This is a genomic window from Microbulbifer litoralis (genome assembly GCF_023634065.1).
GTDB lineage: Bacteria > Pseudomonadota > Gammaproteobacteria > Pseudomonadales > Cellvibrionaceae > Microbulbifer > Microbulbifer litoralis.
Map to the genome: position 1 here is coordinate 65,419 of NZ_JALKCV010000005.1, position 24,817 is coordinate 90,235.

Below are 24,817 nucleotides of genomic sequence, written 5' to 3' on the forward strand. Positions count from 1 at the left end.
CGCCCATTCCCGGATAAAGAATAATAAACAGGGAGTACACCATGAAAAGACCCATGACGATCGCGGTTGCCGCCGTTGTCGGCTTCAACGCGTTGATCTACCTGGCATCGCCCTACTACAGTGCCTGGCGCATCATGCGCTCGGTCGAATCCGGCTCGGCAGCGCAGATGCAGCACTATATCGACTTTCCCAGTGTGCAATCCTCCCTGCACCAACAGGTGGACAAGGCCTTTGCCGCACAGGTGGCGCAGGACCCGATGGCGGCGGCCTTTGCCGGGATGATCCGCCCGGCAATGGATACCCTCATCGACGAACTGGTGCAGCCGGATAAACTGGCCGGGCTGATCCAGTCCGGCAAATTGCATCCCGCGCACACAGGGCCGCCGAGTGCGGCGGAACCGCCGCAGGGTGCCGACAGCGCGGGGGCGGACATCAGCTGGTATGCGTTTTTCGATCGCCCCGACCGCTTCCGCATCTCCGCCGGCGAGCTGTCGCTGTATATGGAGTTGCGCCAGTGGCGCTGGCAACTGACCGCTATCGGCGTGGACGACCTGCTGGAGATGGACGGCCCGCGAAAAACCGCCGCGGCCGCACCGGTCGCCGACGAAATCGATACCCACAGCCCGCCGCCACCGCGGATTGCGGGCGATCGCCAGGCCCTTCGCGAGCAGCTGGCGGAGTCCTTTTTTATCACCGGCGACTTCTCCGACAAGGCCTCGGTGGAGGGCGACTTCCACTATGTGCCAGTGCCCGCCGGTGCCGAGATAGAAGTTTCCTGGCTGGATGCCCGCGATGCCGAAGGCAATCCGGTGCTGGGCAGTTTCACCGACGAGGAGCTGCAGCAGCGGGAGAAATTCCACCAGGGCAAAAGCATTTTTCGCGGGCAGTGGCAGGACAAGCTGCCGAAAAGCAGCGCCGACGCCAGCGTCGCCTCCGCGCGCGGGCGCCTGAAAATCGAATTGCCCACCCGCATCGAACATATATCCCTGGACCGCAGCCAACTGAACAAGCTGCAGCAGAGCGGCGATGTGGCCGCCAACCTGACCGAGCTGCGAAACGGCAGTGTAGCCGTCAGCCTGTACCAACCCTACGGGCAGCCCGAGGCGACGCCACAGGTCTATGTGCGCAACGCCGACGGACAGCCGCTGAACACGCCGTCCTCGTCGTCCATCGGCGCCGGGGAGCCGGTGGAGAACGCGCAATTCAGCCAGCCCATGCGCGCCACTGCAATCCAGTACTCCGTGGCCGGCACGCCGGCGAGTGTCGATATCTACTTTCCGATGGAGATGGAACAACTGGATGTCGAGTTCACCGCAACGCCACAGCCGCAAGTCATCTTTGGCAAACTACAGGCACAGATTACCCGGACCCGCTACGCGGCGCCGGCCCCGGAGATAAAACTGGCAGCAGTAAAAGCCTCCAGCGTGGACGGTATAGCGCCGCAACTGGTGGAGGAAACCGGCTGGGATAAAAAACTGCGTCGCTCACTACACTTCACGCTGCCGGACATCGGCAACAGCGCCTTTGCGCGCCTGAATTACGACAAGCTGCGGCTGTTCAAAGAGGGAGAGCCGCTCGAGTTCAATACCGAACAGAGCCGCAACAGCATCACCGATTACCAGGTTGCTTTCCTCGATGCTTCCGACGGCGCCGACTATGAACACCTGCAACCGGACCATATCGAGGGCTTTATCAAACTCCGCTACCCGGCCCGCATCGAGACCCTGCACCTGGCCCAGGGAAAAGATATCCAAGGGGCAACCCTGGAGGGCGCGAAACTGAGCTTCCCGGCGAACGGCAACTTCCCCAGATACAACTCTGTGTTCACGCCCCGCTCGGCCAACGCCTTCAGCCGCGATGGCCACAGGATCGCCTATATCCCCGCCAGCGATTACTGGGGCGACGGCCAATATGCGATTTTCTTTTGGGGGGAACCGGCCTACGTGGAGCTGAAATCGGTCAGCGAGTGGATTGAAACCGAGATTCCGGTGGATCTCTCCCTGGCCGATCTGCAGCCGGCGGACAAGCCCCGCGGATAATAATATGGCGAGAGTTATAGGCGCCTGGCCCGAAAAATCCCCGCCGGTGCGGGGATTTTTTCGACGCGGGTAAGTTTACTCGAACTTCACTACCCGCACACTGATGCGCCGGTTTTTCTCCCGCCCCTCCTCCGTGCTGTTGTCGGCAACCGGTTTCGCGGAGCCCATGCCGGTGGCGGTGATACGGCTACCGTCGATGCCCTTGTCCACCAGCATCTGGCGCACGGCATCGGCGCGCTCCTGGGACAGCTGCTGGTTGGCGGTTTCATCGCCCTCGCTGGAAGTGTGGCCCTCGATGGCAATGGTCACGCCCGCGTTCTCCTGCAGGATGGTGGCCAGTGCATCCACATCCGGTACAGAACTGCCGGTGACCGTGGCACTGTCTTTGGCAAACTCGATGGTCAGCGGGAATTCCCGGTTCGGGTCGCGCGAAGCGCTGTCGAGATATTCGCGGAAGCTGGTGGAGAAGTCCGCGGTCTCACCGGTAGTGCCCGCCTGCATACCGGTGGCGCCATCTTGAGCCGGCTCCTCGGTCATGGTGGTTTCGTCCTCGAGAATCACCTCACCGGGCTCGTCTTTCACGTCATCTTTCTTCGCGCACATATTCAACGCATAGAGTGCCGCCAGGGCAATCAGCAGCGGCCAGAACCACTTGCCGAAACCGCCGCGTTTTTTCTCCGGTTTGTGCTGCAGGCGCGCTTCCTGGGGCTGCTCGTGGCCGTGGGTTTCCAGCGATGCTCCCAGCTTGCTGAAATCGGACACGCCCAATTCCTTCATCAGGCCATCCGGTATATGGTCCTTGATATAGGTTTTCTGCCCCAGCAGGAACGAGGCCAGGCCGGAAATATCCAGCCCCTTGCCCTTCACCAGTTTACCCAGCAGTGACATCACCACTGGAGCAGCCACTTTCAGCAGGCTGCCGCCGGTACCACCGCTGAGGCCCAGGGAACTGGACAGGGTATTGGTAACATCACTCGATTTGCTGCCAAAGATGGTCTCCAGCATATTGCTGCCACTTTTCTGCAGGCTGCTCATCTGCTCCGGATCCTTGAACACCTCCCCGATATTGGAAAAATCGAGACCGCCGCTGCCGGTTACCATATTGAACAGCGAGGCCATGCCGGTCTTGCTGCTGCCCTTGTTCAGCATGCCCGCCAGCACGGTGGAGAGCCCGGTTTTTACCGCGGATTCCCCCTGCCCCTCGGCGAGCCCGAGAGTACTGCCCAGCGCGCCAATGCCCGAAGACCCCAACTGGCGTACGGCCATTTCCAACAGATTATCCGCCATGGTAAAACCTCGTCCCATAGAACCAATAGAGAGAAAACCACTAAAGTCTCCCATGAGTGTATGGCAGCTGTTTATTCGGATTAGTTTGATTCTGAATAACGGGCAGCCTCCCCCCGTGCTTGTCCCTATGGTCACTGGCCCCTACCGACATATTTTACCCGCAGACGCCAGCTTCAGCCGCGTCACCCCCGATGGCGCCTTTGATCATTGCGCCGCTGCGAGGCGGAACTATGGTTATAGCCATATTGCGTCCCACATCGACAATAATGACAACCACAGACAGCGAGGCCTCCTCTTATGCCCAGCGATGCCTATATCTACGACGCCATCCGCACGCCGCGGGGCAAAGGCAAACCCGGCGGTGCCCTCTACGAAGTCAAACCCGTGACCCTGCTCGCCGATCTGCTGCGCGAACTGCAGCGGCGCACCGACCTGGATACACAACAGGTGGATGACGTGGTCATGGGCTGCGTCACGCCCATCGGCGACCAGGGTGCGGATATCGCCAAGACCGCGGCGCTGATGGCCGGCTGGGACTGGGACATGGGCGGCGTCACCCTGAACCGCTTCTGTGCCTCCGGCGCCGAATCCGTCAACCTGGCCGCCGCTAAAGTGCGCTCCGGTTGGGAACAGCTGGTGGTAGCCGGCGGCGTGGAATCCATGTCGCGGGTGCCCATGGGCTCCGACGGCGGCGCCTGGGCCGCGGACCCGCGCACGGCGCTGGATATCGACTTCGCGCCACAGGGTATCGGCGCCGACCTGATCGCGACCCTGGGCGGCTTCTCCCGCGACGACGTCGATGCCTTCGCCGTCGAGTCCCAGCGCAAGGCCACCGCCGCCTGGCAGCGGCAGGCGTTTTCGAACTCTGTGATTCCGGTGCGCGACCGGAACGGCCTGTTGATCCTGGATCGCGACCAGTTGGTGCGCCCGGATACCTCCATGGAAGGGCTCGGCCAGCTGAAACCCTCCTTCGCCGCGCCCGGCGAATTCGGCTTCGACGACGTGGTCAGGGAACGCTACCCGCAGGTGGAACGCATCGACCATGTGCACACCGCCGGCAACTCGTCCGGTATCGTCGACGGTGCCGCCGCGCTGCTGGTGGGCAGTGCGGCCGCCGGCCGCAACCTGGACCTCGAACCGCGCGCGCGTATCGTCGCCGCCGCGGTGGTGGGCACCGACCCCACCATCATGCTGACCGGCCCGGCGCCGGCAGCGAAAAAGGCCCTGAAAGTCGCCGGCCTGTCGGCGCGGGATATCGACCTGTTCGAGGTCAACGAGGCCTTCGCCGCGGTGGTCATGCGTTTCCAGCACGAACTGGATATCGACCCGCAGAAAATCAACGTCAACGGCGGCGCCATCGCCATGGGCCACCCACTCGGCGCCACCGGCGCCATGCTGATCGGCACGCTGCTGGACGAGCTGGAAGCGCAGCAGAAGCGCTACGGCCTGGTGACACTCTGTGTCGGCGGTGGCATGGGCGTGGCAACCATTATCGAACGGGCCTGAGGGGAGAGCGCAAAATGAAATCCATTCGCCTGGAAAAAGACAGCGACAACATCGTCCACCTGATCCTGGACAACCCCAACGCCTCCGCCAACGTGATGGACGGCGACTTTACCGATTCGCTGCACGAAGCGGTGCAGCAGCTGCAGAACGACAACTACGCCGGCATTATCCTGCGCTCGGCCAAGAGCACCTTTTTCGCCGGCGGCGACCTGAAGAGCCTCTACGCCGCAAAGCGCGAGGACGCACAGCAGTTTTTCGACAGTTGTGAGGCACTGAAGGCCGACCTGCGCTGGCTGGAGACCCAGGGTAAACCGGTGGTGGCCACCATCAACGGTGCCGCCCTCGGCGGCGGCTGGGAACTGGCGCTGGCCTGCCACCACCGCATCGCCATCGACAGCCGCAAAGTGAAAATCGGCCTGCCGGAAGTAACCCTGGGCCTGCTGCCCGGCGGTGGCGGCTGCGTGCGTATGCCGCGGCTGCTGGGGATGCAGGACTCGCTGCCGTACCTGATGGAGGGCAAGCAGGTGGATCCGCAGCGGGCCCTCGACGCCGGGCTGCTGCACCAGTTGGCAACCGACGCGGACCAACTGCTGGCACACGCGCGCACCTTCGTGCTCGCCAACAGTGGCGAGCCGATGCAGCAACCCTGGGACAAACCCGGCTACCGCATGCCCGGCGGCGATGCCAAAAATCCAAAGAACGCGCAGCTGCTGGTAGTCGCACCGGCGATGCTGACGAAAAAGACCCACGGCTGCATGCCGGCGCCGGAGGCGATCCTGTCGACAGTGGTCGAGGGCTCGCAGGTGGATTTCGATACCGCCACCCGCATCGAATCCCGCTACTTCATCGAGCTGGCCTGCGGCCAGGTGGCAAAAAACATGATCGGCACCTTCTGGTTCGGACTGAACGCGATCAAGGCCGGTGCCTCCTTGCCGGATCCGGTTCAGAAGGAGGCCCGCAACATCGAAACCGCGCCGGTCGAAAAAGTCGGCATTCTCGGCGCCGGCATGATGGGTGCCGGTATTGCCTACGCCTGTGCCGGTAACAATGTGGAAGTGGTTTTGAAGGACGTTTCCCTCGACGCCGCGGAAAACGGCAAGGCCTACGCAGTGCGCGCACTGGAAAAACGCCTGGAACGCGGCCGCATCGACGAGGCCGGGATGCAGGCAATCCTGTCCCGCATCCAGACCACTGTCGATCCCGCCGACCTGAAAGGGTGCGACCTGGTGATCGAGGCAGTGTTCGAAAATCGCGACCTGAAAGCGGAAGTCACCCGCGAGGCAGAGGCGCAGCTCGACGACAACGCGGTCTTCGCCTCCAACACCTCGACCCTGCCGATCACCGGCCTGGCCCGCGCCGCCGAGCGGCCGCAAAACTTTATCGGCCTGCATTTTTTCTCCCCGGCCGACAAGATGCCTCTGGTAGAAATCATCTGCGGCGAACAGACCGGCGGCGAAACCCTGGCCCGGGCCTTCGACTTTGTGCTGCAGATCGGCAAAACGCCGATCGTCGTCAATGACAGCCGCGGCTTTTTCACCTCGCGGGTATTCGGCTGCTACACCAACGAGGGCATCGCCATGCTCGGCGAGGGCGTCAACCCGGCGACAATCGAAAACGCCGCCGCGCTGGCGGGTTTCCCAGTGGGGCCGCTGGCGGTCAGTGACGAGGTCTCGCTGACCCTGATGGGCAAGATCCGCCAGCAGACGGTCGAGGACCTGCAGGCCGAAGGCAAAAAGCCACCCACGCATCCGGCCGACCCGGTGATCGACCATATGCTGGAACTGGGCCGCGCCGGCAAGGCGGCCGGCGGCGGCTTCTATACCTACCCCGAAACAGGCAGGAAGCATCTGTGGCAAGGGCTGGCCCAAGAGTATCCGCTGGCCGAAAAACAGCCGCCACTGGAAGACGTCAAGGAGCGGCTGCTTTTCGCCATGGCCATCGAAACCCTGCGCTGCTATGACGAGAAGGTCCTGCGCAGCGTGCGCGACGCCAATATCGGTTCCATCTTTGGCATCGGCTTTCCCCCCTGGACCGGCGGCGCACTGCAGTACATCAACCAGTACGACCCGGTGGCATTCCAGCAGCGCGCACAACAGTTGGCTGATACCTACGGCGAGCGCTTTACACCGCCGGATTCACTGCAGAGACTGATCGCGTCCAACGCACAGCTGGCCGATGGCTAAATGTATTTCTGTCGTCATCCCGGCGAAAACCGGCATGACGAATAGTAAAAAATAATCCGGAGAAACAGGCATGATCCCGAGAACCGTCTACAACGAAGACCACGAACAATTCCGCGATACCGTTAGAAAATTCCTCGAAAACGAAGCCGCGCCCCACCACGCCCAGTGGGAAAAAGACGGCCAGGTGGATCGCGCCCTGTGGAACAAGGCCGGCGATATGGGCTTCCTGTGTCCGCAGGTCCCGGAAGCCTATGGCGGCCTGGAACTGGACTTCGGTTACAACGCAATCATCGATGAAGAGATCTCCCGCCTGGGCCTGACCGGTATCGGCTGGGGCCTGCATTCGGATATCGCCGTGCCCTATATCGTCAATTACGGCTCCGAAGAGCAGAAACAGAAATACCTGCCCAAATGCATCAGCGGCGAACTCGTCACCGCCATCGCCATGACCGAACCCGGTGCCGGCTCGGACCTGCAGGGCGTGCGCAGTACGGCGATCAAACAGGGCGATCACTATGTGCTGAACGGTTCCAAGACCTTTATCACCAACGGCCAGCACGCCGACCTGGTCGTGGTGGTCGCCAAGACCAATCCGGAGGAGGGCGCGTCCGGCGTCAGCCTGCTGCTTGTGGAGGCCGACAGCCCCGGCTTCAAGAAGGGCACCAACCTGGAAAAAATCGGCATGAAGGCCCAGGACACCTCAGAGCTGTTCTTCGACGACGTCAAGGTGCCGGTGGAAAACCTGCTCGGCGCCGAGGGCCAGGGCTTTGTCTACCTGATGCAGGAACTGCCCCAGGAGCGCCTCAGCGTTGCCGTCAACGCCATCGCCAATGCCGAGGCCGCGCTGGGCTGGACCATCGACTATGTACGCGAACGCAAGGCCTTCGGCAAACCCATCGCCGCCTTCCAGAACACCCAGTTCAAACTGGCGGAACTGGACAGCGAACTCACCGCCCTGCGCGTGTTCGTCGACCGCTGCCTGGAACTGCACTACGACAGGAAACTGGATGTCAGCACCGCCGCCAAGGCCAAATACCTGAGCACGGATTTCCAGTGCAAGCTGCTGGACGAATGCGTACAGCTCCACGGCGGTTTCGGTTATATGTGGGAGTACCCCATCGCCCGCGCCTGGGCCGACGCAAGAGTGCAGCGCATCTACGCCGGCACCAATGAGATCATGAAGCTGATTATTTCGCGGGAGCTGCTCAAGGAGTAACGCCCCCAAAACCCGAAAAGAAAGCCAGTAGCCCGGATGGAGCGCAGCGGAATCCGGGAACCCGGGAATCCCGGATTCCGGCCTCCGCCGGTATGACGAAACCCATAAACCAAAATGAACAATAACAATATGGCTACCAACAACGGACCACTAAAAGGCCTCAGAGTCCTCGACTTCTCCACCCTCCTCCCGGGGCCCTACGCCACCATGCTGCTGGCCGACATGGGTGCCGAAGTACTGCGTATAGAATCCCCCAGCCGCCCGGATATGCTCCGCGGCCTGCCGCCAATGATCGGTGTGGAGAGCCCGGTTTCCGCCGCCCACGCCACCATCAACCGCAACAAACAATCCCTGGCCCTGAACCTGAAAAACCCCAAGGCCGGCGAAATCATCCGGCGCCTGCTGACCGAATACGATGTGGTACTGGAACAGTTCCGCCCCGGCGTCATGGACAAACTCGGCCTCGGCTACCAAACCCTGAAAGAAACACGCCCCGACCTGATCTACTGCTCCATCACCGGCTACGGCCAGACAGGCCCGCTGAAAGACCGCGCCGGCCACGACATCAACTACCTGGCCCTGTCCGGTCTCGCCAGCTATTCCGGCCGTAAACACAGCGGCCCCGGCCCGAGCGGCACCCAAATCGCCGATATCGCCGGCGGCTCCCATCACGCCGCAATGGGCATACTTGCCGCCGCCTACCAACGCCAACACACCGGTGAGGGCAGCCATATCGATATCAGCATGACCGACTGCGCCTTCGCCCTGAACGGCATCAGCGGCGCCAACGCCCTGGCCGGCGGCATCGAACCACAGCTGGAGAGCGAACTGCTGAACGGCGGCAGCTACTACGATTATTATCGCACCGCCGACGGCCGCTACCTGTCGGTCGGCAGCCTGGAACCACAGTTCGCGCAGCAGTTTTTCGAAACCCTCGGCCATCCCGAGTGGCTGGAACGGGTGCTGCAACCGGACGAACAGGGATCCCTCAAACGGGATATCGCCAACGCCATCGATACGGATACACTAGACGAATGGGTCACCCGTTTCGCCAACTGCGATGCCTGCGTGGAACCGGTGCTGACCTTTGGCGAGGCCGCGCAGAGCGCACTGATGCTGGAACGATATATGCTGTGTGAATCCAGTAGCGCCAACGGCGAACCGATTCCACAGATCAACTCGCCACTGCAGTTCAACGGCCGGAAACCTGTATCTCCGATAGCCGGTGCCGCACTGGGGCAGGATTCCCGTCAGATTCTACATGGCCTTGGCTATTCAGCCGCAGCAATCGACGAGCTGTGCAGCGATGGCGCAACCTGCTGGCCAGGCGACTAAACCACCGAGTGAAGCACACTGCACATCCAGTCAAAGCAGAGATATGTTATTAACCCGGCAATATTCAATTGTCGGGTTAATACTCTTAGACTGTATACTTATTTTGAAAACAACCTCAGTCCATGGAATCGGTTTCCACTCCTGGTTAGAAGAAGATCCGGTGACTTCCCAACCGGGATCTCCAACCGGAAAGGCCGCCCTGTATTGCTTCCATAAGTCACTGAGACCCTCTGATTGGTCACAAATTTAATTGATGACAGTCGGACTTCACCGTCACGGGTTGTCATTGATCCTTCTATCGCAGTGAGATACTCGTCACTTCGCAGAGTAAAGTTGCTGAGTGATGCACCGGTGCCACCGTAAAATGGTGTATAAACGGCGCTTCCATTACTCCTGCAATCCTTGAACCTCAATGCGCGAATTCGAGCACCGTAGCGTATATCGACCCTGCAGATCTTTCCTTCAAACCTGAAAGTCTCCAGGAAATTCCCTCCCAGGCCTCCAACCGATCCTCCAACCAGGCTTCCAGCCGGTTCCGGGCTGTTATCCAATTGGTTTTTGGAAAAGACTAAGCCGATCGAATTCAGCTCTCCCCCAGCTCGCCCCCAGACTCCAATGATCCCCGGCACTCTGAAGTCAAGCGGGTCCGTGCTGTTGTGAAGATTCCCATTAGAATCAATCCAAGGCATATTGGGAGCGGTTCCATAAAGCGGTGATGCCACTGAACTCCCTCCGACCGTTTTCTTGTACAACCTCAGACCATAGACCCTGCTCGAGCCATTCCTGTTCGACACATAAACCAACATCCTGCTCATTTTTTCATTGCTGGAAATAGGGAAAAACGACTCATCTCCACCGGACCCGCCAAATCGTTGCGAGCGATAAGAATTTCCACTCTGATCACATATCTTCAGTTGAATTGCATCAACCCTGTTCGCGTGCCGAACATAAACACCACAAACACGCTCATGACTGGCTACGGTCTTTGAAAAGTAGTTCCCTCCGGTACCACCGGCCGGCCCCTGCCAATAATTTTTTGCCGACGCCACGACGGGAAAAACAAAAAATAGGAAAGCAGTAAATCGAACAATATTTCTAATCATCAGACATCCCTGTTTCGATGTTAACATTTGAAGGATAAAAAATATTAGCGATGATAATCTATAATGTAAAGAAACAACCATTAACAGTATATATTCGAACAAAATCGTCTGCCAAAGAATATAACTGACTCCAAGTTTCTTATTGACTTATCCCCCAGGCGACTCCCTGAAATAAGCATTCAACAACCTCATGTGTATAGCGCCTGAAAAACCCATTCCACCACTATCAACCTGAAAATCATATAATCCACCCATGAATATTTGATTGGCGCGCCTTAAATACTGGCGAAGATAGATGGATCATCTTGTATTTCAATGGCTTGCCCCCAATCCCTACTCGGCGGTAGCACATCTTCGTACCGTATTAACCCGGAAATATTTAATTGCCAGGTTAACAGCTACAATAGAATCTGGACCCGAAATGTCCGTCACGCCGAGTTCGAAACTGCCCCCTGCCCGGTACAGCAATTTTTTAAAGCATCGTTCATCACTTCCAGGTATTGATCTCGGTAATCCACAGACATACCGGGCATGAACAGTATCAACTCCTTTTTTCACAAACTTTCTCTTTTTCAGAATACGAGGTCTGTTATCACAGGACTGATCTACAGTGACGTATATTCGACGGAATACCGGCGGAAAGATATACATTGCCCCCGCTCCCGCCTTCGGTTAATCTCGCCATCGTTTAATGTATCACGCCCGCACAGGAACCCCTCCGCCAATGAAGTAAGCCCTCACCACACGGAAACCCACTGGCTCCAGCACCGGAGCCGAGTCATTCCTGTGGCAGGCGGCGCAAGGCAGTTCCGAGCTTCCCATCTGTTTCCCGACCTCTGCGCCGCCCGCTCCGAATCCCCGGAGGGGCCCATGACAAGTATCTGCACCATTTCACGAATCTCCCTGTCGCTGGACGGCAAGCCGATTCTCCACAACCTCAGCACCAGCCTGCCCGCGGGTACCAGCGGCCTGGTGGCGCCCAATGGCCGTGGCAAATCCGCGCTGCTGAAACTGCTGGCCGGGGCCTGGCTGCCGGACAGCGGCAGTATCGACTGGCAACGCCCCCGCTACCGGCTGGACCAGCTGGCGCGCCTGCGTGGCCCGCGGGTGGTGGACTGCCTGGATAGCAGTGCTTTGTTCGATTGCTTCCGGCGTATCGAACAGGGGCGCGGCGACGAGGCCGATCTCGCCGCCGTGGCGGACCAATGGCAGCTGCCGTCACTCTGGCAACAGCAACTGGGTCGCGCCGGTCTGGACTGCCCGCTGGACTTCCCGGTATCAATACTGAGCGGCGGTCAGCGCACGCGGCTGGCGCTGGCGGCCGCGTTTATGCGACGGGACTGCTACCTGCTGCTCGACGAACCCAGCAACCATCTGGACCGGCAGGGCCGCGCCTGGCTGCGGGAGCAGTTACAGCAACATCCGCCTGGCGCCCTGGTGGCCAGCCACGACCGGGAATTGCTCGAATGCGCCGACAACCTGTTCGAACTGGGAGAGGCCGGCTTGCGACAATACGGCGGCAACTACAGCTTCTACCGTCGCGTGCGCGATGCGGAAATCGCCGGTGCCAAGCAGCGTGTGGAGAATGCCCGCCGGGAAATTCAGCACAGCGAACGCCAGCAGCAGAAAGCCCTGCAGCGCGCCGCACAGCGCCAGCGCCACGGCACAAGCCAGCACGGCTCGCAAAGCAAACTGTTACTGAACGCCCGCAAAAACCGCGCCGGCCACAGCCTGGGCAGGCTCAAACAGCAGTTTGCCCAGCGCGGCGAGCAATTACAGCGAAAGCTGGGCGAGGAAAAGGGCGCGCTGGCGCGACAGCGCATCCAGCAGCTGTCGGTCACCCGCAGCGGTCTGCGCGGCGGTCCGCGCCTGCATCTGGAGAACCTGCGCCTGCCCCATGGCCGGCAGCAGCCGCTGTCACTGACGCTACACAGCGGCGATCGCTGGCAGATTACCGGCGCCAACGGCAGCGGCAAATCCACACTGATGAAAATCATCAGCGGCGAACTGCAGCCCGCCGCCGGCCACTGTCACCGCCACGGCAACTGCCTGTACCTGGACCAGGAATTCAGCCTGCTCGACGACGAGGCATCCGCGCTGGACAACCTGCGCCGCCTGCACCCCGACCGGGACGACAGCGACTGGCGCACCGCACTGGGTAGCTTCAGCCTGCGCGGCGACCTGGCCTTGCGCCCGCTCAATACCCTGAGCGGCGGTGAGCGCCTCAAGGTGGCGCTACTGGCCACCACCCGCGGCAGCCGAGCGCCGGACCTGCTCCTGCTGGATGAGCCGGACAACCACCTGGACCTGGATTCCCGCCGACTGCTGGAAACCGCGCTGCGGGACTATCCCGGCAGCTTCCTGCTGGTGTCCCACGACCCGGTATTCGTGGAGGCCGTCGGCGTAAATGGGCAACTGGCACTGTAGCCGCTATCGCCGCACAGCGGTCGTGGACGGCAATGCCACGACACGGCGATCACGGCAGGGTGTCTTGTGCAACGTAATACGCTGTAAACCATTTTTTCTTGTACTTCCAGTCAAAATGGTGTGATATCTCACACAACCTCTGAGAATCAGTAGACCGGTATCTTCCCAGAGTGATCAGAAAAAAACAGTAAACCCGGTATTTCCCCGTTGATGGCCACGGTATTCACCGCTGTTCCCGATCTCCGGCTTACAGCCAATAGTGGGCCACTTGTAAAGTTCGGTAACAAAGGAGCACAGCCAAATCGTTCAGGTCAAGGCGAGAAAGCGCTGGAATAGCAGCGTTATTTCAAGCTTTCTCAACGCAGAGCTGGACGATTTGGCGAAGCGAACTGTTACCTAACTTTGCGAGTGGCCCACTAGGTGCCGCGCCAGCAAGCCCATAACAACCTCATATTCCAGGGAGTGAGAACTGTGAGCCCGAAACTGTTGCTGGATGTACTTCTCAAGAAGTGGTCGGATATGCCAAAGCCCGTTCGCATTGGCACCTATATCGTCTTTCTGGTTTCCTATATCTATCTGCTGTTTACACCGCAGTATATCGATGGACAGCTGAAAGCAGTCAATCCACAGACCGGGAACCCCTTCCCGATGCGCCACCAGGTATTCGAGATGTATGTGGATGGCAGAAGCATACGCTTTGTCACCGACGGGCGCGGCCGCTATGCCATCCCCAAACCGAGCAAACTGCCGCTGAACCCGATTGAGCTGTGGTTTTTCCCGGAAGGCATGGAGGCGGGGTCGCCGGATAAAAAAGTGTTGATCCCGGTGCTGTCGGCGGTCAACGGCCGCGCCGATATCCTCAGCAAAGACGGGGACTACTTTGTCTACGATGATGAGACACTGCTCACAGGGCTGGGAAATTTCTTTATCAGCGCCGCTCACGCGGATGAAGGCGGGAATGCGCAGCCACCCTCAACCGAGCTTCAATCAGCAGTACAGGCTGCACAAAGTAGCGGCGTGGCAACAGAAGCGGAAACGTCATCCAATGATGCAGACGAACAGCAACAGGCCATAGTATCCCGCGAAATCAGCCAGCTCGCGCAAACCAGCCTCAGCCTGGCAACGGTCAATCAATCCAATACGCTGCAGGCTCAGGGCATCAGCAACAAGCAGATGTCAATGCTGCTTCACCAGGTCGAAAACCAGTACGATGTCGTGATCAATACCAACCGCCAGGCAGTACAGTCAATTGAAGATATTGCCGAGATCGTCAACCAGCAGCAGCGGACCAAAACCTGGCAACCCCTCGCGGGTACCAGCTGGGTCAAACCCAAGGGGCTGTTTGGCAAACAGCAGACGCTGCAGATCCAGAATACAACACTGAAAATACAGTCCAGGGCCGTGGCCGAGGACTCCGCCGAAGTGCAGGTACTGAGCGAGGAGAATGGAGAGCAGAGACTGCTATTCTCAGACCAGATGTTCCCCGGCGAGCGGATTACCGTTAAAGATGCCGATGGCGAGTACGCAATAGAGCTGGAAAAAGTGGACAGCGCCGGTCTGGACCGGATTATCAACCCAAAGGCCGCCTACCTCAATGTGAAGGCCAAACAGAGCCACTAATGGACCTATGGTCCACCGCCGCCGGATCGGGGCTCCAGGGTCGGCGGCTCCGCTCTTTTGCCTGAACCCGCAAGGGCCCGGCCCGAGCCGCTGACCCCCACGCCGCACGAATAAGCAAAGTGTCCGCTTCCTGCGGCAAAGCTTCAGACAGAAGACCTGATACTACTGTAGCCACGACCGACGATATCCCCCACCTCCGTCCCTCTTCTTTCGATGTCACAGAGGCGGGCACCCCGTTCCGCACAGAATACAACGGCAAAGCCAACAGCGGCCTGATATCACGGTCAGCGACTGGCAATCCAAATCCTGCAGCGAAACGTAACAGCCAGTGAGCAAACGAGATTGGTGGCCACCAGCAAGGCAGGTGCATCGTCGTTTATTTCGAGTCCTGCGCCTGAACTATGATGTGTGAAGTCACTATGACAAATGAGAGTACAACAGCGGCATGGACAATGAACCGTGTGGCCACTGCCCTGATATCGACAATCGGGTGAAGCGCTACAACCCACACGACACCGGCCAGCCCCAAGGCATAGTAAACAGGTAATCCCCAGATCGACAAACGTATGAAAACCCTGCGACTGATCCTCGGCGACCAGCTCAATCACAAGCACAGCTGGTACCACAACGACGATGACAACACCCTGTATTTCATCGCCGAAATGCGCCAGGAAACCGATTACGTCAAACACCATATCCAGAAAGTGGTGGCCTTTTTCGAGGCCATGGAGGCTTTTGCCGACTGGCTGCGGAGCCGTGGAAAGAAAGTGGTGTACTACAAGCTGAACGGTCAAAACAATACCCAGAAGCTGGGCACCAATATCGCCGCGCTGGTACAGGAGCGCAGTATCGGGAAATTCGAATACCAGCTGCCGGACGAATACCGGCTGGACCAGCAGCTGAAACAGCTCGCGAAGGACCTCAGCATCGACTGCGAAGCCTTCGATACCGAACACTTCCTCACCACCCGCCACGAGCTCGCGGAATTCTTCGACGGCAAACAGTCCCTGCTGATGGAGAGTTTCTACCGGCACATGCGCAAAAAGCATAATGTACTGATGACCCGGGAGGGCAAACCGGAGGGCGGCAAATGGAACTTCGACCAGAGCAACCGCAGGAAATGGAAAGGCCAGCCACCGATTCCCCACGAAAAAGGCTTCCGCAAGGATGTGCGCAAGACCCTGAAACGCATCGAAGCCGCCGGCGTAAAGACCTTCGGCAACATTGACCCACAGAACTTCACCTGGCCTACGACCCGCGCGGACGGCCTCAAGGTGCTGCGCCATTTCTGCGGCCACCTGCTGGTGCACTTCGGCGACTACCAGGACGCCATGGACCCGGACCAGGTCTACCTGTTCCACAGCCGCCTCAGTTTCGCCATGAACAGCAAACTGTTGCACCCCATGGAGGTGATCCAGGCGGTGATCGAGCACTGGCAGGCCAACCGCGACAGCATCTCCATCAACGAGGTGGAGGGCTATGTGCGGCAGATCCTCGGCTGGCGTGAGTATATGCGCGGTATTTACTGGAAAGAGATGCCCGGCTACGCCCGCAGCAACCGCCTCGACAACCAGCGCGACCTGCCCGGGTTCTACTGGACCGCCGATACCCGGATGAACTGCCTGCATCACGCAATCAACAACAGCCTCGACCACGCCTATGCCCACCATATCCAGCGCCTGATGATCACCGGCAACTTCGCCCTGCTGCTGGGTGTACACCCGGATCAGGTCGACGACTGGTACCTGGGCATCTATATCGATGCCATCGAATGGGTGGAGATCACCAACACCCGCGGTATGAGCCAGTTCGCCGACGGCGGGCTGGTGGCCACCAAGCCCTATGTCAGCAGTGGCAGCTATATCAACAAGATGGGCAATTATTGTTCAGGGTGTCGGTATGACGTGAAGGAGAAGGTTGGGGAGAATGCCTGTCCGTTTAACAGTCTGTACTGGAATTTCCTCGCGGAGAAGCGCGAGCACTTTGTCGGCAACCAGCGTATGGCGATGATGTTGAACCTGCTGGATAAGATGGACCCCGCGGAACTCGACGCCCTTCAACAGCGTGCGAAACAGGTTATCCACAGCCCGGATAATTTCTGAGGGTAAAACGAATCCGATCCTTGGCAGGTTTTATCCACAATCTCCCGCTCCTTTTCGACGAACGGCACCGGGTCAACGCGGAAATGACTTCCGGGCGGAACCCACACTGCGCTAGAGTCACCCCGTTCCAAATACTATTTCGCGCCCAAACACCAATCTCCCAGGGAGAGAGCACCATGGCAAATCGGGAAATTACCGAGATCAACCGCATATTCACCTCAAGACTGGAGGTGCTGGAGCACATCCTGTCCGTCGGTAGTGAACATTTTTCGGGTCTGGACACCGTACTGCAGGAGCGCCTGGCCGAGGATATGCTGCCGCTCGGCGCCCAGGTGGCGTTCGCCTGCAACCAGCCGCGCGGCTTTGCCTACTGGTGTGCCGACAAGCCGATCGACAACCTCAGCCCGGAAGTGGCGTCCGCCGAACAGGCTTTGGCGCATATCGCCGAGACCAAGGCGCTGATTGCCGCAATCAGTGCGGACGACAGCCAGCTCGACGAAATCAAGCGCATCGGCCTGGGCCCGGGACGCTACTGCGAGCTGCCTGCGCGGCAGTATCTGAGCGACTACCTGCTGCCTAACCTCTATTTCCATATCACCACCGCCTACGCCATCCTGCGCAAGCTCGGCGCTCCGCTGGGCAAGCCGGATTTCATGGCCTTCCTGATGCCCTATGTGATGGAAGAGGCCTGAGTAGCCCCCGCTAAGCAGAGGCCGCCGCTACCGCGGCGGCCTCTTGCATGCGAGGCGGCGCCATGGCCGCTCCGCACCAGTTGCGGGGACGGCTGCATAACCTCCACAATCCTTCGCACCGAACACTTCATCAAACTTTGCCCCGATCAATACAACCAAAGAGATCCCCATGGCGAACCCGGGCACCCTGACATTCTTCTGCGGCAAGATGGGCGCGGGAAAATCCACCCACGCCAAACGCATCGCCACAGCGCAGAACGCCGTTCTGCTGTCCGAAGACCACTGGCTGGCCACCCTCTACCCCGGCCAGATCCAGTCCTTCGATGACTACCTGAAGTACTCTGCACTGCTCAAGCCGCTGGTAAAGGCGCATGTGCAGGATATACTGCGTACCGGCACCAGTGTCGTAATGGACTTCCCGGCCAATACGGCGGCTCAGCGGAAGTGGTTTGTGGAGCTGTGTGAAGAAGCCGGGTGTGAGCATCAGATGGTGTATCTGGATATCAGTGATGCGCAGTGTCTGGAGCAGATTGCGGTGCGGTGTAGGGAGCAGCCGGAGCGGGCCCGGTTTGATACCGAGGTGGTATTCCGCCAGGTAACGCGGTTCTTCGAAGTGCCCAGCGATCAGGAAGGTCTGAATGTTGTGCCGATGACGACGAGCACCCTGTAACCCCGCCTGGCGTGGGGTGCCAAGAAGAATCTATCGCCTAAAAACAAAACTCCTAGAATGAGAGGCTCCGTCCTGTAGGTGTCAATGTCCATACCTTCCAGGAAGATCCGAAGAGGAAGGCCAATGTCGAGTAAGCTTTTGAATACGGTGGATTCTGGCGTAGAGATCGATACCCTGATTGGAACGCCAAAATTTTACTCTGGCTCCAATTCTTCGGTAACTACAGTAATTAATAGACGCTCCTGACGAGCCGAACCAAGTTCACACATGAACCATGAATTTATCAGAAAATTGGCCAGAAACCTGAGGACCCGCCGGGGCCAGCAAACGCAGGAGGCATTTGCTCGCAAACTGGGTATCAGCAGGGCGACTCTGACCCGCCTGGAGAGCGCCTCCCAAAATACCACCTTGAAGACGCTGGATCGGATCACGAAAAGCCTGCGTTGCGATGTGGGCGATTTGTTTGAGTAGAAGCGAACACCTGATACGGCTGATGCCAATTTCACCCAGAGCCTGCCACTGATGACTGAGTCATTTGAGGCGAATAGTGGTGGCATTATGAAAACGATTTTTGAAACGGTCGATTCCTATACGGCTTCTTTCAACAGTCCGCTTATGTGTACACAACGGAATGAATTGAACAGCCGCCCGCCAGCGGCTGTAGATAACCATTCTGGATAATGCTGGAGAACTACTGTTGCTGGCAGTAGAGGCTCAGACTGTCACAGTAGCGACCACTGCAACTGACGCCGGCTACATAACCACCTTTGTTACACTGGCCGAGCCCCTGCTCCTCGGAGAAGGATGTGGTCCAGTTTCCGGGGGAAGCGCTGTGATTGCGCAATATCAGTTTTAGATTGTCGCAATATCGACCGCTGCACTTTGCGCCGACCACGACGGCATCATCACTGGCCCAACTATTGGGCAACTCCTCCGAGATCCAATCCCCGGTTTCCCAGCGCTCCCCTTGTGGCGATACTGCTGGCAGGTTGCAGCACTTCAGGCGTTTGTTGTCACAGTAACTGCCGGAACATTCAACCCCCGCCACGATGCGATCATTCGCGCAGTAGGCCCCGGCGCTGTCCTCCTCGGAAAACCAGTCGGAGTATTCGCAGTCTTCACCATCAAAAAAATCCGGATAGCTGACTGGCTTGAAGCGATTCAGGTTGTCGATAAAGTTGCTGTCTTTCAGTGGAATGGTTGCGGAGCCATAGTCAAAAGTGTTGAGCAGTGCGCGCATTTCGGCATTGCTCTTGCTGTCACCGTGGATCTGGTACCAGCTGGTAATCGGCGGCGTGACGAAGTCGGAGTAGGGGTTCTCTGCGACTTCCGTCGATCCCGCAAAGCGCATGGCATGCGTTGTAGCACCATCCTTGTGGTAGACCACGCGGATATGTGTACCGGTGTGGGGTACGTCTGCCAGTGCACGCGTCTCCATATCGCCATGGGCGCTGACGCTACCGTGGGTGACAGTGCCATCTTTCGTCCACACGGCAGCCTGTTCCCAATCGTGCCGGTGACCAAACGGATCCAGGCCGGCGATCACCTGGTCCTTCTCAAAGTAGAGTGCGTAAAAGTGGCCGCAGTATTCTGAGCCATCCTTCAACATGCACAGCGAGCGGTGCAATGTGTTGGAGTAATTCAGGAAATCCGCCGTGCGGCAGTCTCCGCCGAGACTGCCGGTTGTGTTCAGGCCCGCGTTTTGTTCGCCGTCGCGGCTGATTCCAGCGGCGGGGAAACAGCCGTCGCCATCAAAGTCGAAGATCGGTGCTATCTCAAGCACCTGGTTATTATCCACCGCCTGGTTTAGATGGTAGAAATCGCTTGCCTGTACCTGGCCCGTAGAAATCCCGGCGACGGCGAGCACCGCCATTGTCGTAAATCGGCCTGTCAATTTGATGATGAATCTGAGTAGCATGACTGTTCCCGTAAGTTATCGTTATTGATATTTCTGAAAGCCACCACCGAAGTATTTCCCGGAAGATCGCTTTCTGGGTCCAATTGATTCATCGGACCCAATTTGACAGCTCTGCCAGATTAAATGATGTTTATGACAGTCATGCTTACTGTATACTTAAATTCAAACCGATAAACAGAAAATATTTTTAACTTTTCTGTAAAAAAACCAGAATAAATATGACTTTTCCACCACGGCAATGATTATTTCGGCGCTACAGTATCCCGTCTGTTATAAAGGGGTCCTAATAGTATTGACATTTATCCAGAATCCTTTTAACAACCGGCAAACCCTGTATTCACTTCCTTGAGTCGTCATCCCGGATCGAGTCCGGGATGACGACTGCGACGGGTGGTTTGGGCCAAAACAATTTTGAAACAGCTAATCATTGTTCATTGAAAGGCGTAAATACCAGGCTGGAATGCAAAATGCGGCGGCCATGAAAGGCCGCCTTAACGCTTAAAGATGCCGGGTTTCCGCCGGCACCGTCCACCAACTATCATTGCGCCCATCAAAATACTGAACCGGCGCATCGATCAGTTCCTGCGGGTCGACATCGTCCAGTGTCGACACGATGACGGAGACATAGTCACCGCCAATCTCTTCCACATACCCCTTGCCGAACGGACGCACACCGCAGTGCCTGCAAAACAGGTGGTGCGCCTGCCTGCTGCCAAACTGGTAGTCGCTGAGTGCTTCCTCACCCTGCAGCAGGCGGAAGTCGCCGGGCTTGATCAGCGCACCCCACTCGCGGGTCTTGCTGCAGATGGAGCAATTGCATTTACCGGTACCGGCGCTCAGGTCGATATCCGCTTCATACTGCACTGCGCCGCAGTGGCAACTTCCCTGATAAGTCTTTTTCATCAGGCTTTCTCCATCAGGGCATCATCTTTTTCCATCGCGCGGCGGTAGGCGTCGCGGTCGGTGACGCGTTGTGCGTAGTCGATGAATTCCGCACGCTTTTCAACGGTGCCGAACTGCAGGCCCCAGCCGATCTGGGAGCCGACGTAGACGTCGGCGGCGGTAAAGCGCTCACCGGTAATAAAGGGATGCTCCGCAAGCCAGGCGGCAAGGTTGTCGAGTACAGCCGCGTAGCTTCCGTAGCCCACCATCTTCTGCTTCTCCGCATCCGGCTCCAGGCCGAAGGTTTTGAAGTCAATGATCGCCGCTTCCAGCGGCCCGGCGGCAAAGAACAACCAGCGGTAGTAGCTGGCGCGCTCTTCGGGTAGCGGCGCCAGTCCCGCTTGCGGAAAAGTTTCCGCCAGGTAGGCGCAGATGGCCGCGCCCTCGGTCACCACCTGGTCGCGGTGCACGATGGCCGGCACTTTGCCCATCGGGTTGATCTTCAGGTAGGCGGGGGATTTCATGCTGCCGTCGTATTCGAGTACCTCCGTGTCATACGGCGCAGCCGCTTCCTCCAGCATCCAGCGCGCGATGCGGCCGCGGGATTGGGGGTTCGTATAGAGAATGACTGTATCTTTCATCGCTGGTCTCCATTGGTCTTCGTCTGTCTGCGTTTGCAGAGAGCTTGTGATCCGGGTGCTCGCACTGTAATCGCCAATTAGGCTATATTCCGCCCTAATAAATGAGGCAGGGTGCAAGTCATGTCGAATCCAACGACACGCGTGTTGGCGCTGCTGGAGCTGCTGCAGATCCACGGCAACGCCAGTGGCGGCAAACTGGCACAGATGCTGGGTGTGGACGGGCGCACGCTGCGCCGCTATATCGCGACGCTGGAGGAGATCGGGATTCCATTGACGACCGAGCGCGGACGCCACGGCGGCTACCGGCTGGTGTCCGGCTACAAGCTGCCGCCGATGATGTTCACCAACGAGGAGACACTGGCCATCTCCCTGGGCCTGCTGGCGGCGCGCAGCCTCAGTGTAGGCGATGTCTCGGCCGCGGTTGCCAGTGCCCAGGCCAAGCTCGAGCGGGTCATGCCGCAGAAGCTGAAACAGCAACTGCGCGCGCTCGACGACAGCGTCACCCTGGACCTGGTGCCGACGGCCGCGCCAGACAGTGCCACGCTGGCAACCCTGGCCGCCGCCACCCAGAACCGGTGCCGCACGACATTCGACTATACCGGCGGTAGCAATAACGGTAACGAGGGTGCGACACGGCGCGAGTTCGATCCCTACGGCCTGGTGTTCCGCCGCGGCCGCTGGTACGCGGTGGGGCATTGCCATCTGCGCGCCGATCTGCGCACCTTTCGCCTGGACCGCATACGGCAATTGCGCCGGCTGGAGATTCCTTTCCAGCGGCCGCAGGATTTCGATGCCGCCGCTTATCTCAGCGGCAGTTTTGCCAGTATGGACGCGGGTATTGAGGTGGAGCTGTTATTGCGTACGGATCTGGCGCGTGCCAGTGCGGTGCTCGGCGATGAGCTGGGCCTGCTGACCCCCAAAGGGAATGCGGTGTTATGGCGCGCACATACCGGCTGTCTGAACTGGTTCGCTTCGCAATTGATCCGGCTGCCATTTGCCTTCGAGATTCTCTCGCCGCCCGGTTTGCGGGACGAGTTGCGCAGCCACGCGGAACGACTGCTGGTCATGGTGAAGGATTGATGACCCCAAGAATAGTTTTTTTTCTGTTTCCCCCCGATCATTCAGTCGGAGTCCGCCTACAGGTGAATGCCCTTCCAGGCTAAACCGCTGTTCGCCTGCAGGCAGGCTCCTACCGGGGCTACGGCGAATTCCAGGCGAACCTCGGTCATTTCCTACCCTTCCATCGCCGCAAAGGCCTCGGCAATCCTCATTGGTGCCGTGGGGCGGGCGTACATGGTTTGCAGGTAGTCAGCCAAGCGCGGGGCATTATCAAGCAGCTTGGCTTCATCCACCCAGTCGAGCGTATAGGCCGCGTTGAAGTCGGCCACACTCAGTCGGTCGCCCACGACAAATTCACGGCCCTGCATATGCCGCTCGAGTACATCCACCATCTCTCTGCACTCGCGCTTCGCCAACTCGGCATCCTGCGGCAACCGTTTGTCTTCCGGGTACAGGAATGTGTGCCGCCCGATACGCCACAGGGGTTGCTCGATTTCGGTCACCAGGAAGAATATCCAGCGGTACATTTGCGCCCTCTCTTGCAGTGACTGTGGAATAAAGCCCGCTTCGGGGTGCTTCTCGGCCAGGTAGAGCTGGATGGCGGCGGACTCCGTCAGTACCAGATCCCCGTCCACCAGTACCGGGACCTTGGCGGCGGGGTTGAGGGCGAGGAAGTCGTCCCGGCGGGCCTCACCTTTCAGCAGGTCTACCGGGTGTATTTCGTATTCCAGGCCCAGTTCATTCAGCAACCAGATAACGCGCAACACGCGGGTGGGTGGCGTTCCGTACAGTTTGATCATTTCCGGCTCCGTTTTTCTGCTCACCGCTGATTTCCGCCGTCGGACGGTGGTCGCGCGGCAGCGCTGGGTTCAGGGGATGGGTTCAACCGGCATTGCCGCCGGCCTGGTTACCGGTTTCCTTCAGTTCCCGCGCAGGGCGGACTTCCACCGAGCCGTAGCGGGCCGGCGGGATCCTGCCGGCCAGGGCAATGGCTTCGTTGAGATCTTTCGCTTCGAGCATGTAGAAGCCGGCGAGCTGCTCCTTGGTCTCGGCAAAGGGACCATCGGTGACAGTGACATTGTTGTCGCGGACGCGCACGGTTGTGGCCGTATCGGTGGGCAGCAGCGGGCTTCCGGTGATGAAGTGGCCACTTTCGGTCAGGCCGGCCACACACGCGATGCACTCCTGGTTGAGCGAATCCCACTCCTGCTGGGACAGGCGGTCCATGATCTTTTCGTCGTAGTAGACCAGTGCCAGGTACTTCATTCTGTTCTCCTCGGGGTTATGTTATGCCTGTGTCTGTATGGGTCTGGCTCGCCGCTCGATGGACGACCCTTCCGGTTGGTGCCCGCTCGATAGTTGGTCGAACCGGGATAATGGAGTTCGACAACGGGATCGATATTTTTTTGAAAACGTTTTCGATTCTACGATCGGAATCCGGTTCGGCCTGGCGACAGCCCGAAAGCATCATGTCTGTCCTGCGATGCCAGATCCAGGCCCCACGGACGAACGGCGTCAAATTCATCTTCCTTAAACCTCCGGGCAGGCGTGCGTACCCAGTCATTGTCTGTCACGATGCCCGCCGTCGATCGGCTCTTGTACCAAATCCCCAGTCGTGCTTTGAGTCACGGTTATTGTTCATTCTGAGATGCCGGCACAGGCTATTGACTACAGCGCAGATATGGCATTCTATGCTGCACCATCGCACAGGTAGCCAATGCTCCAATGATCGACTTCGAAAACAAGACCATTTTCAAACTCAAGCAAAAACCGGCCTACGCCGAAAAGGTAGCCGAGCTGTTGATGGATGGAGAGGAGGTGCTGGATGCTTTCAAGTCCATGCGCGACGGGGTGGTATTCACCAGCAAACGCATCATCGCGGTCAATATCCAGGGCATCACTGGCAGCAAGCGGGCTTTCACCTCACAGCCCTACAAGAACATCGTCGCCTTCTCCATAGAGACTTCCGGCACACTCGATATCGATAGTGAGCTGGAGCTCTATCTGTCCGAGATTGGCAGGATAAGATTTGAATTCAGCGGCAAGGCCCGTATCAAGGATATCGCGCACTATATTGGCCGTTACACACTCTAGCCCGGATATTTCACCAAGCCGCTCAGTATTCAACGTAACTCTA

Annotated in this window: 20 protein-coding genes; 13 read left to right on the forward strand and 7 right to left on the reverse strand. The window is 58.7% G+C overall.

What is annotated here, in order from left to right:
* The first annotated feature begins 41 nt into the window (after positions 1–41).
* Entirely contained in the window at positions 42–2,039 is a 1,998-nt protein-coding gene (locus MWN76_RS09445; RefSeq protein ID WP_250461158.1) for a DUF2939 domain-containing protein, read from the forward strand.
* Positions 2,040–2,114: 75 nt separating this feature from the next.
* Here MWN76_RS09445 and MWN76_RS09450 read toward each other — a convergent pair whose 3' ends face one another.
* Complete coding sequence (locus MWN76_RS09450; protein WP_250461159.1) at positions 2,115–3,326, reverse strand: OmpA family protein; 1,212 nt, start codon at positions 3,324–3,326, stop codon at positions 2,115–2,117.
* Between the two features lie 297 nt (positions 3,327–3,623).
* Between MWN76_RS09450 and MWN76_RS09455 the strand changes: the two genes are divergently transcribed.
* From MWN76_RS09455 to MWN76_RS09470, 4 genes are all read left to right on the forward strand, one after another.
* Entirely contained in the window at positions 3,624–4,832 is a 1,209-nt protein-coding gene (locus MWN76_RS09455; RefSeq protein WP_250461160.1) for an acetyl-CoA C-acetyltransferase, read from the forward strand.
* A gap of 14 nt (positions 4,833–4,846) precedes the next feature.
* Entirely contained in the window at positions 4,847–7,015 is a 2,169-nt protein-coding gene (locus MWN76_RS09460; protein WP_250461161.1) for a 3-hydroxyacyl-CoA dehydrogenase NAD-binding domain-containing protein, read from the forward strand.
* A gap of 70 nt (positions 7,016–7,085) precedes the next feature.
* Positions 7,086–8,231: an acyl-CoA dehydrogenase family protein gene (locus MWN76_RS09465; RefSeq protein WP_250461162.1), complete on the forward strand. Its 1,146-nt coding sequence runs from the start codon at positions 7,086–7,088 to the stop codon at positions 8,229–8,231.
* A gap of 114 nt (positions 8,232–8,345) precedes the next feature.
* Positions 8,346–9,566 (forward strand): CaiB/BaiF CoA transferase family protein, encoded by a 1,221-nt coding sequence (locus MWN76_RS09470; protein WP_250461163.1) that lies wholly within the window; start codon positions 8,346–8,348, stop codon positions 9,564–9,566.
* A gap of 98 nt (positions 9,567–9,664) precedes the next feature.
* Here MWN76_RS09470 and MWN76_RS09475 read toward each other — a convergent pair whose 3' ends face one another.
* Entirely contained in the window at positions 9,665–10,669 is a 1,005-nt protein-coding gene (locus tag MWN76_RS09475; protein WP_250461164.1) for a jacalin-like lectin, read from the reverse strand.
* Between the two features lie 870 nt (positions 10,670–11,539).
* Here MWN76_RS09475 and MWN76_RS09480 point away from each other — a divergent pair.
* The 6 genes from MWN76_RS09480 (at position 11,540) to MWN76_RS21290 (ending at position 18,651) form a co-directional block, all read left to right on the forward strand.
* Positions 11,540–13,096, forward strand: coding sequence for an ABC-F family ATP-binding cassette domain-containing protein (locus MWN76_RS09480; RefSeq protein ID WP_250461165.1), 1,557 nt, complete (start codon positions 11,540–11,542; stop codon positions 13,094–13,096).
* A gap of 471 nt (positions 13,097–13,567) precedes the next feature.
* Positions 13,568–14,716: a hypothetical protein gene (locus MWN76_RS09485; protein ID WP_250461166.1), complete on the forward strand. Its 1,149-nt coding sequence runs from the start codon at positions 13,568–13,570 to the stop codon at positions 14,714–14,716.
* Between the two features lie 566 nt (positions 14,717–15,282).
* The gene (locus MWN76_RS09490; protein ID WP_250461167.1) at positions 15,283–16,818 is read left to right on the forward strand and encodes a cryptochrome/photolyase family protein; all 1,536 of its coding nucleotides are present in this window, start codon (positions 15,283–15,285) and stop codon (positions 16,816–16,818) included.
* Positions 16,819–16,994: 176 nt separating this feature from the next.
* Positions 16,995–17,510, forward strand: coding sequence for a DUF1993 domain-containing protein (locus tag MWN76_RS09495; protein WP_250461168.1), 516 nt, complete (start codon positions 16,995–16,997; stop codon positions 17,508–17,510).
* Between the two features lie 169 nt (positions 17,511–17,679).
* A complete protein-coding gene (locus tag MWN76_RS09500; protein WP_250461169.1) occupies positions 17,680–18,180 on the forward strand; it encodes a P-loop nucleotide/nucleoside kinase family protein in 501 nt (166 codons plus the stop codon).
* Positions 18,181–18,447: 267 nt separating this feature from the next.
* Entirely contained in the window at positions 18,448–18,651 is a 204-nt protein-coding gene (locus MWN76_RS21290; protein ID WP_425606609.1) for a helix-turn-helix transcriptional regulator, read from the forward strand.
* A gap of 220 nt (positions 18,652–18,871) precedes the next feature.
* Here the strand turns inward: MWN76_RS21290 and MWN76_RS09505 are convergent, their stop codons facing one another.
* The 3 genes from MWN76_RS09505 to MWN76_RS09515 all read right to left on the reverse strand — a co-directional run bounded on the left by MWN76_RS09505 (position 18,872) and on the right by MWN76_RS09515 (position 21,621).
* On the reverse strand, positions 18,872–19,963 hold the full coding sequence (locus MWN76_RS09505) for an NPP1 family protein (RefSeq protein WP_250461170.1): 1,092 nt from the start codon (positions 19,961–19,963) through the stop codon (positions 18,872–18,874).
* Positions 19,964–20,596: 633 nt separating this feature from the next.
* Positions 20,597–21,001 carry a GFA family protein gene (locus tag MWN76_RS09510; protein ID WP_250461171.1) on the reverse strand — a complete coding sequence of 135 codons (405 nt, stop codon included), beginning with the start codon at positions 20,999–21,001 and terminating at the stop codon, positions 20,597–20,599.
* A complete protein-coding gene (locus MWN76_RS09515; RefSeq protein ID WP_250461172.1) occupies positions 21,001–21,621 on the reverse strand; it encodes a glutathione S-transferase family protein in 621 nt (206 codons plus the stop codon). Before MWN76_RS09515 ends, MWN76_RS09510 begins: the two co-directional genes overlap by 1 nt.
* A gap of 120 nt (positions 21,622–21,741) precedes the next feature.
* On the opposite strand from MWN76_RS09515, the gene MWN76_RS09520 reads away from it, so the two are divergent.
* The gene (locus tag MWN76_RS09520) at positions 21,742–22,701 is read left to right on the forward strand and encodes a helix-turn-helix transcriptional regulator (RefSeq protein WP_250461173.1); all 960 of its coding nucleotides are present in this window, start codon (positions 21,742–21,744) and stop codon (positions 22,699–22,701) included.
* A gap of 152 nt (positions 22,702–22,853) precedes the next feature.
* On the opposite strand, the gene MWN76_RS09525 is transcribed toward MWN76_RS09520, so the two are convergent.
* On the reverse strand, positions 22,854–23,504 hold the full coding sequence (locus MWN76_RS09525; RefSeq protein WP_250461174.1) for a glutathione S-transferase family protein: 651 nt from the start codon (positions 23,502–23,504) through the stop codon (positions 22,854–22,856).
* Positions 23,505–23,562: 58 nt separating this feature from the next.
* Complete coding sequence (locus MWN76_RS09530) at positions 23,563–23,946, reverse strand: YciI family protein (protein WP_250461175.1); 384 nt, start codon at positions 23,944–23,946, stop codon at positions 23,563–23,565.
* 459 nt (positions 23,947–24,405) lie between these two features.
* Between MWN76_RS09530 and MWN76_RS09535 the strand changes: the two genes are divergently transcribed.
* Positions 24,406–24,774 (forward strand): PH domain-containing protein, encoded by a 369-nt coding sequence (locus tag MWN76_RS09535; RefSeq protein WP_250461176.1) that lies wholly within the window; start codon positions 24,406–24,408, stop codon positions 24,772–24,774.
* The last annotated feature ends 43 nt before the right edge of the window (positions 24,775–24,817 follow it).

Coding starts and splice junctions, on each gene's coding strand:
- MWN76_RS09460 (WP_250461161.1), top strand. CDS start 4,847: ATGAAATCCATTCGCCTGGAAAAAGACAGCGACAACATCGTCCACCTG.
- MWN76_RS09500 (WP_250461169.1), top strand. CDS start 17,680: ATGGCGAACCCGGGCACCCTGACATTCTTCTGCGGCAAGATGGGCGCG.
- MWN76_RS09520 (WP_250461173.1), top strand. CDS start 21,742: ATGTCGAATCCAACGACACGCGTGTTGGCGCTGCTGGAGCTGCTGCAG.
- MWN76_RS09470 (WP_250461163.1), top strand. CDS start 8,346: ATGAACAATAACAATATGGCTACCAACAACGGACCACTAAAAGGCCTC.
- MWN76_RS09515 (WP_250461172.1), bottom strand. CDS start 21,621: ATGAAAGATACAGTCATTCTCTATACGAACCCCCAATCCCGCGGCCGC.
- MWN76_RS09510 (WP_250461171.1), bottom strand. CDS start 21,001: ATGAAAAAGACTTATCAGGGAAGTTGCCACTGCGGCGCAGTGCAGTAT.
- MWN76_RS21290 (WP_425606609.1), top strand. CDS start 18,448: ATGAACCATGAATTTATCAGAAAATTGGCCAGAAACCTGAGGACCCGC.
- MWN76_RS09480 (WP_250461165.1), top strand. CDS start 11,540: ATGACAAGTATCTGCACCATTTCACGAATCTCCCTGTCGCTGGACGGC.
- MWN76_RS09450 (WP_250461159.1), bottom strand. CDS start 3,326: ATGGCGGATAATCTGTTGGAAATGGCCGTACGCCAGTTGGGGTCTTCG.
- MWN76_RS09465 (WP_250461162.1), top strand. CDS start 7,086: ATGATCCCGAGAACCGTCTACAACGAAGACCACGAACAATTCCGCGAT.
- MWN76_RS09445 (WP_250461158.1), top strand. CDS start 42: ATGAAAAGACCCATGACGATCGCGGTTGCCGCCGTTGTCGGCTTCAAC.
- MWN76_RS09490 (WP_250461167.1), top strand. CDS start 15,283: ATGAAAACCCTGCGACTGATCCTCGGCGACCAGCTCAATCACAAGCAC.
- MWN76_RS09455 (WP_250461160.1), top strand. CDS start 3,624: ATGCCCAGCGATGCCTATATCTACGACGCCATCCGCACGCCGCGGGGC.
- MWN76_RS09475 (WP_250461164.1), bottom strand. CDS start 10,669: ATGATTAGAAATATTGTTCGATTTACTGCTTTCCTATTTTTTGTTTTT.
- MWN76_RS09495 (WP_250461168.1), top strand. CDS start 16,995: ATGGCAAATCGGGAAATTACCGAGATCAACCGCATATTCACCTCAAGA.
- MWN76_RS09535 (WP_250461176.1), top strand. CDS start 24,406: ATGATCGACTTCGAAAACAAGACCATTTTCAAACTCAAGCAAAAACCG.
- MWN76_RS09530 (WP_250461175.1), bottom strand. CDS start 23,946: ATGAAGTACCTGGCACTGGTCTACTACGACGAAAAGATCATGGACCGC.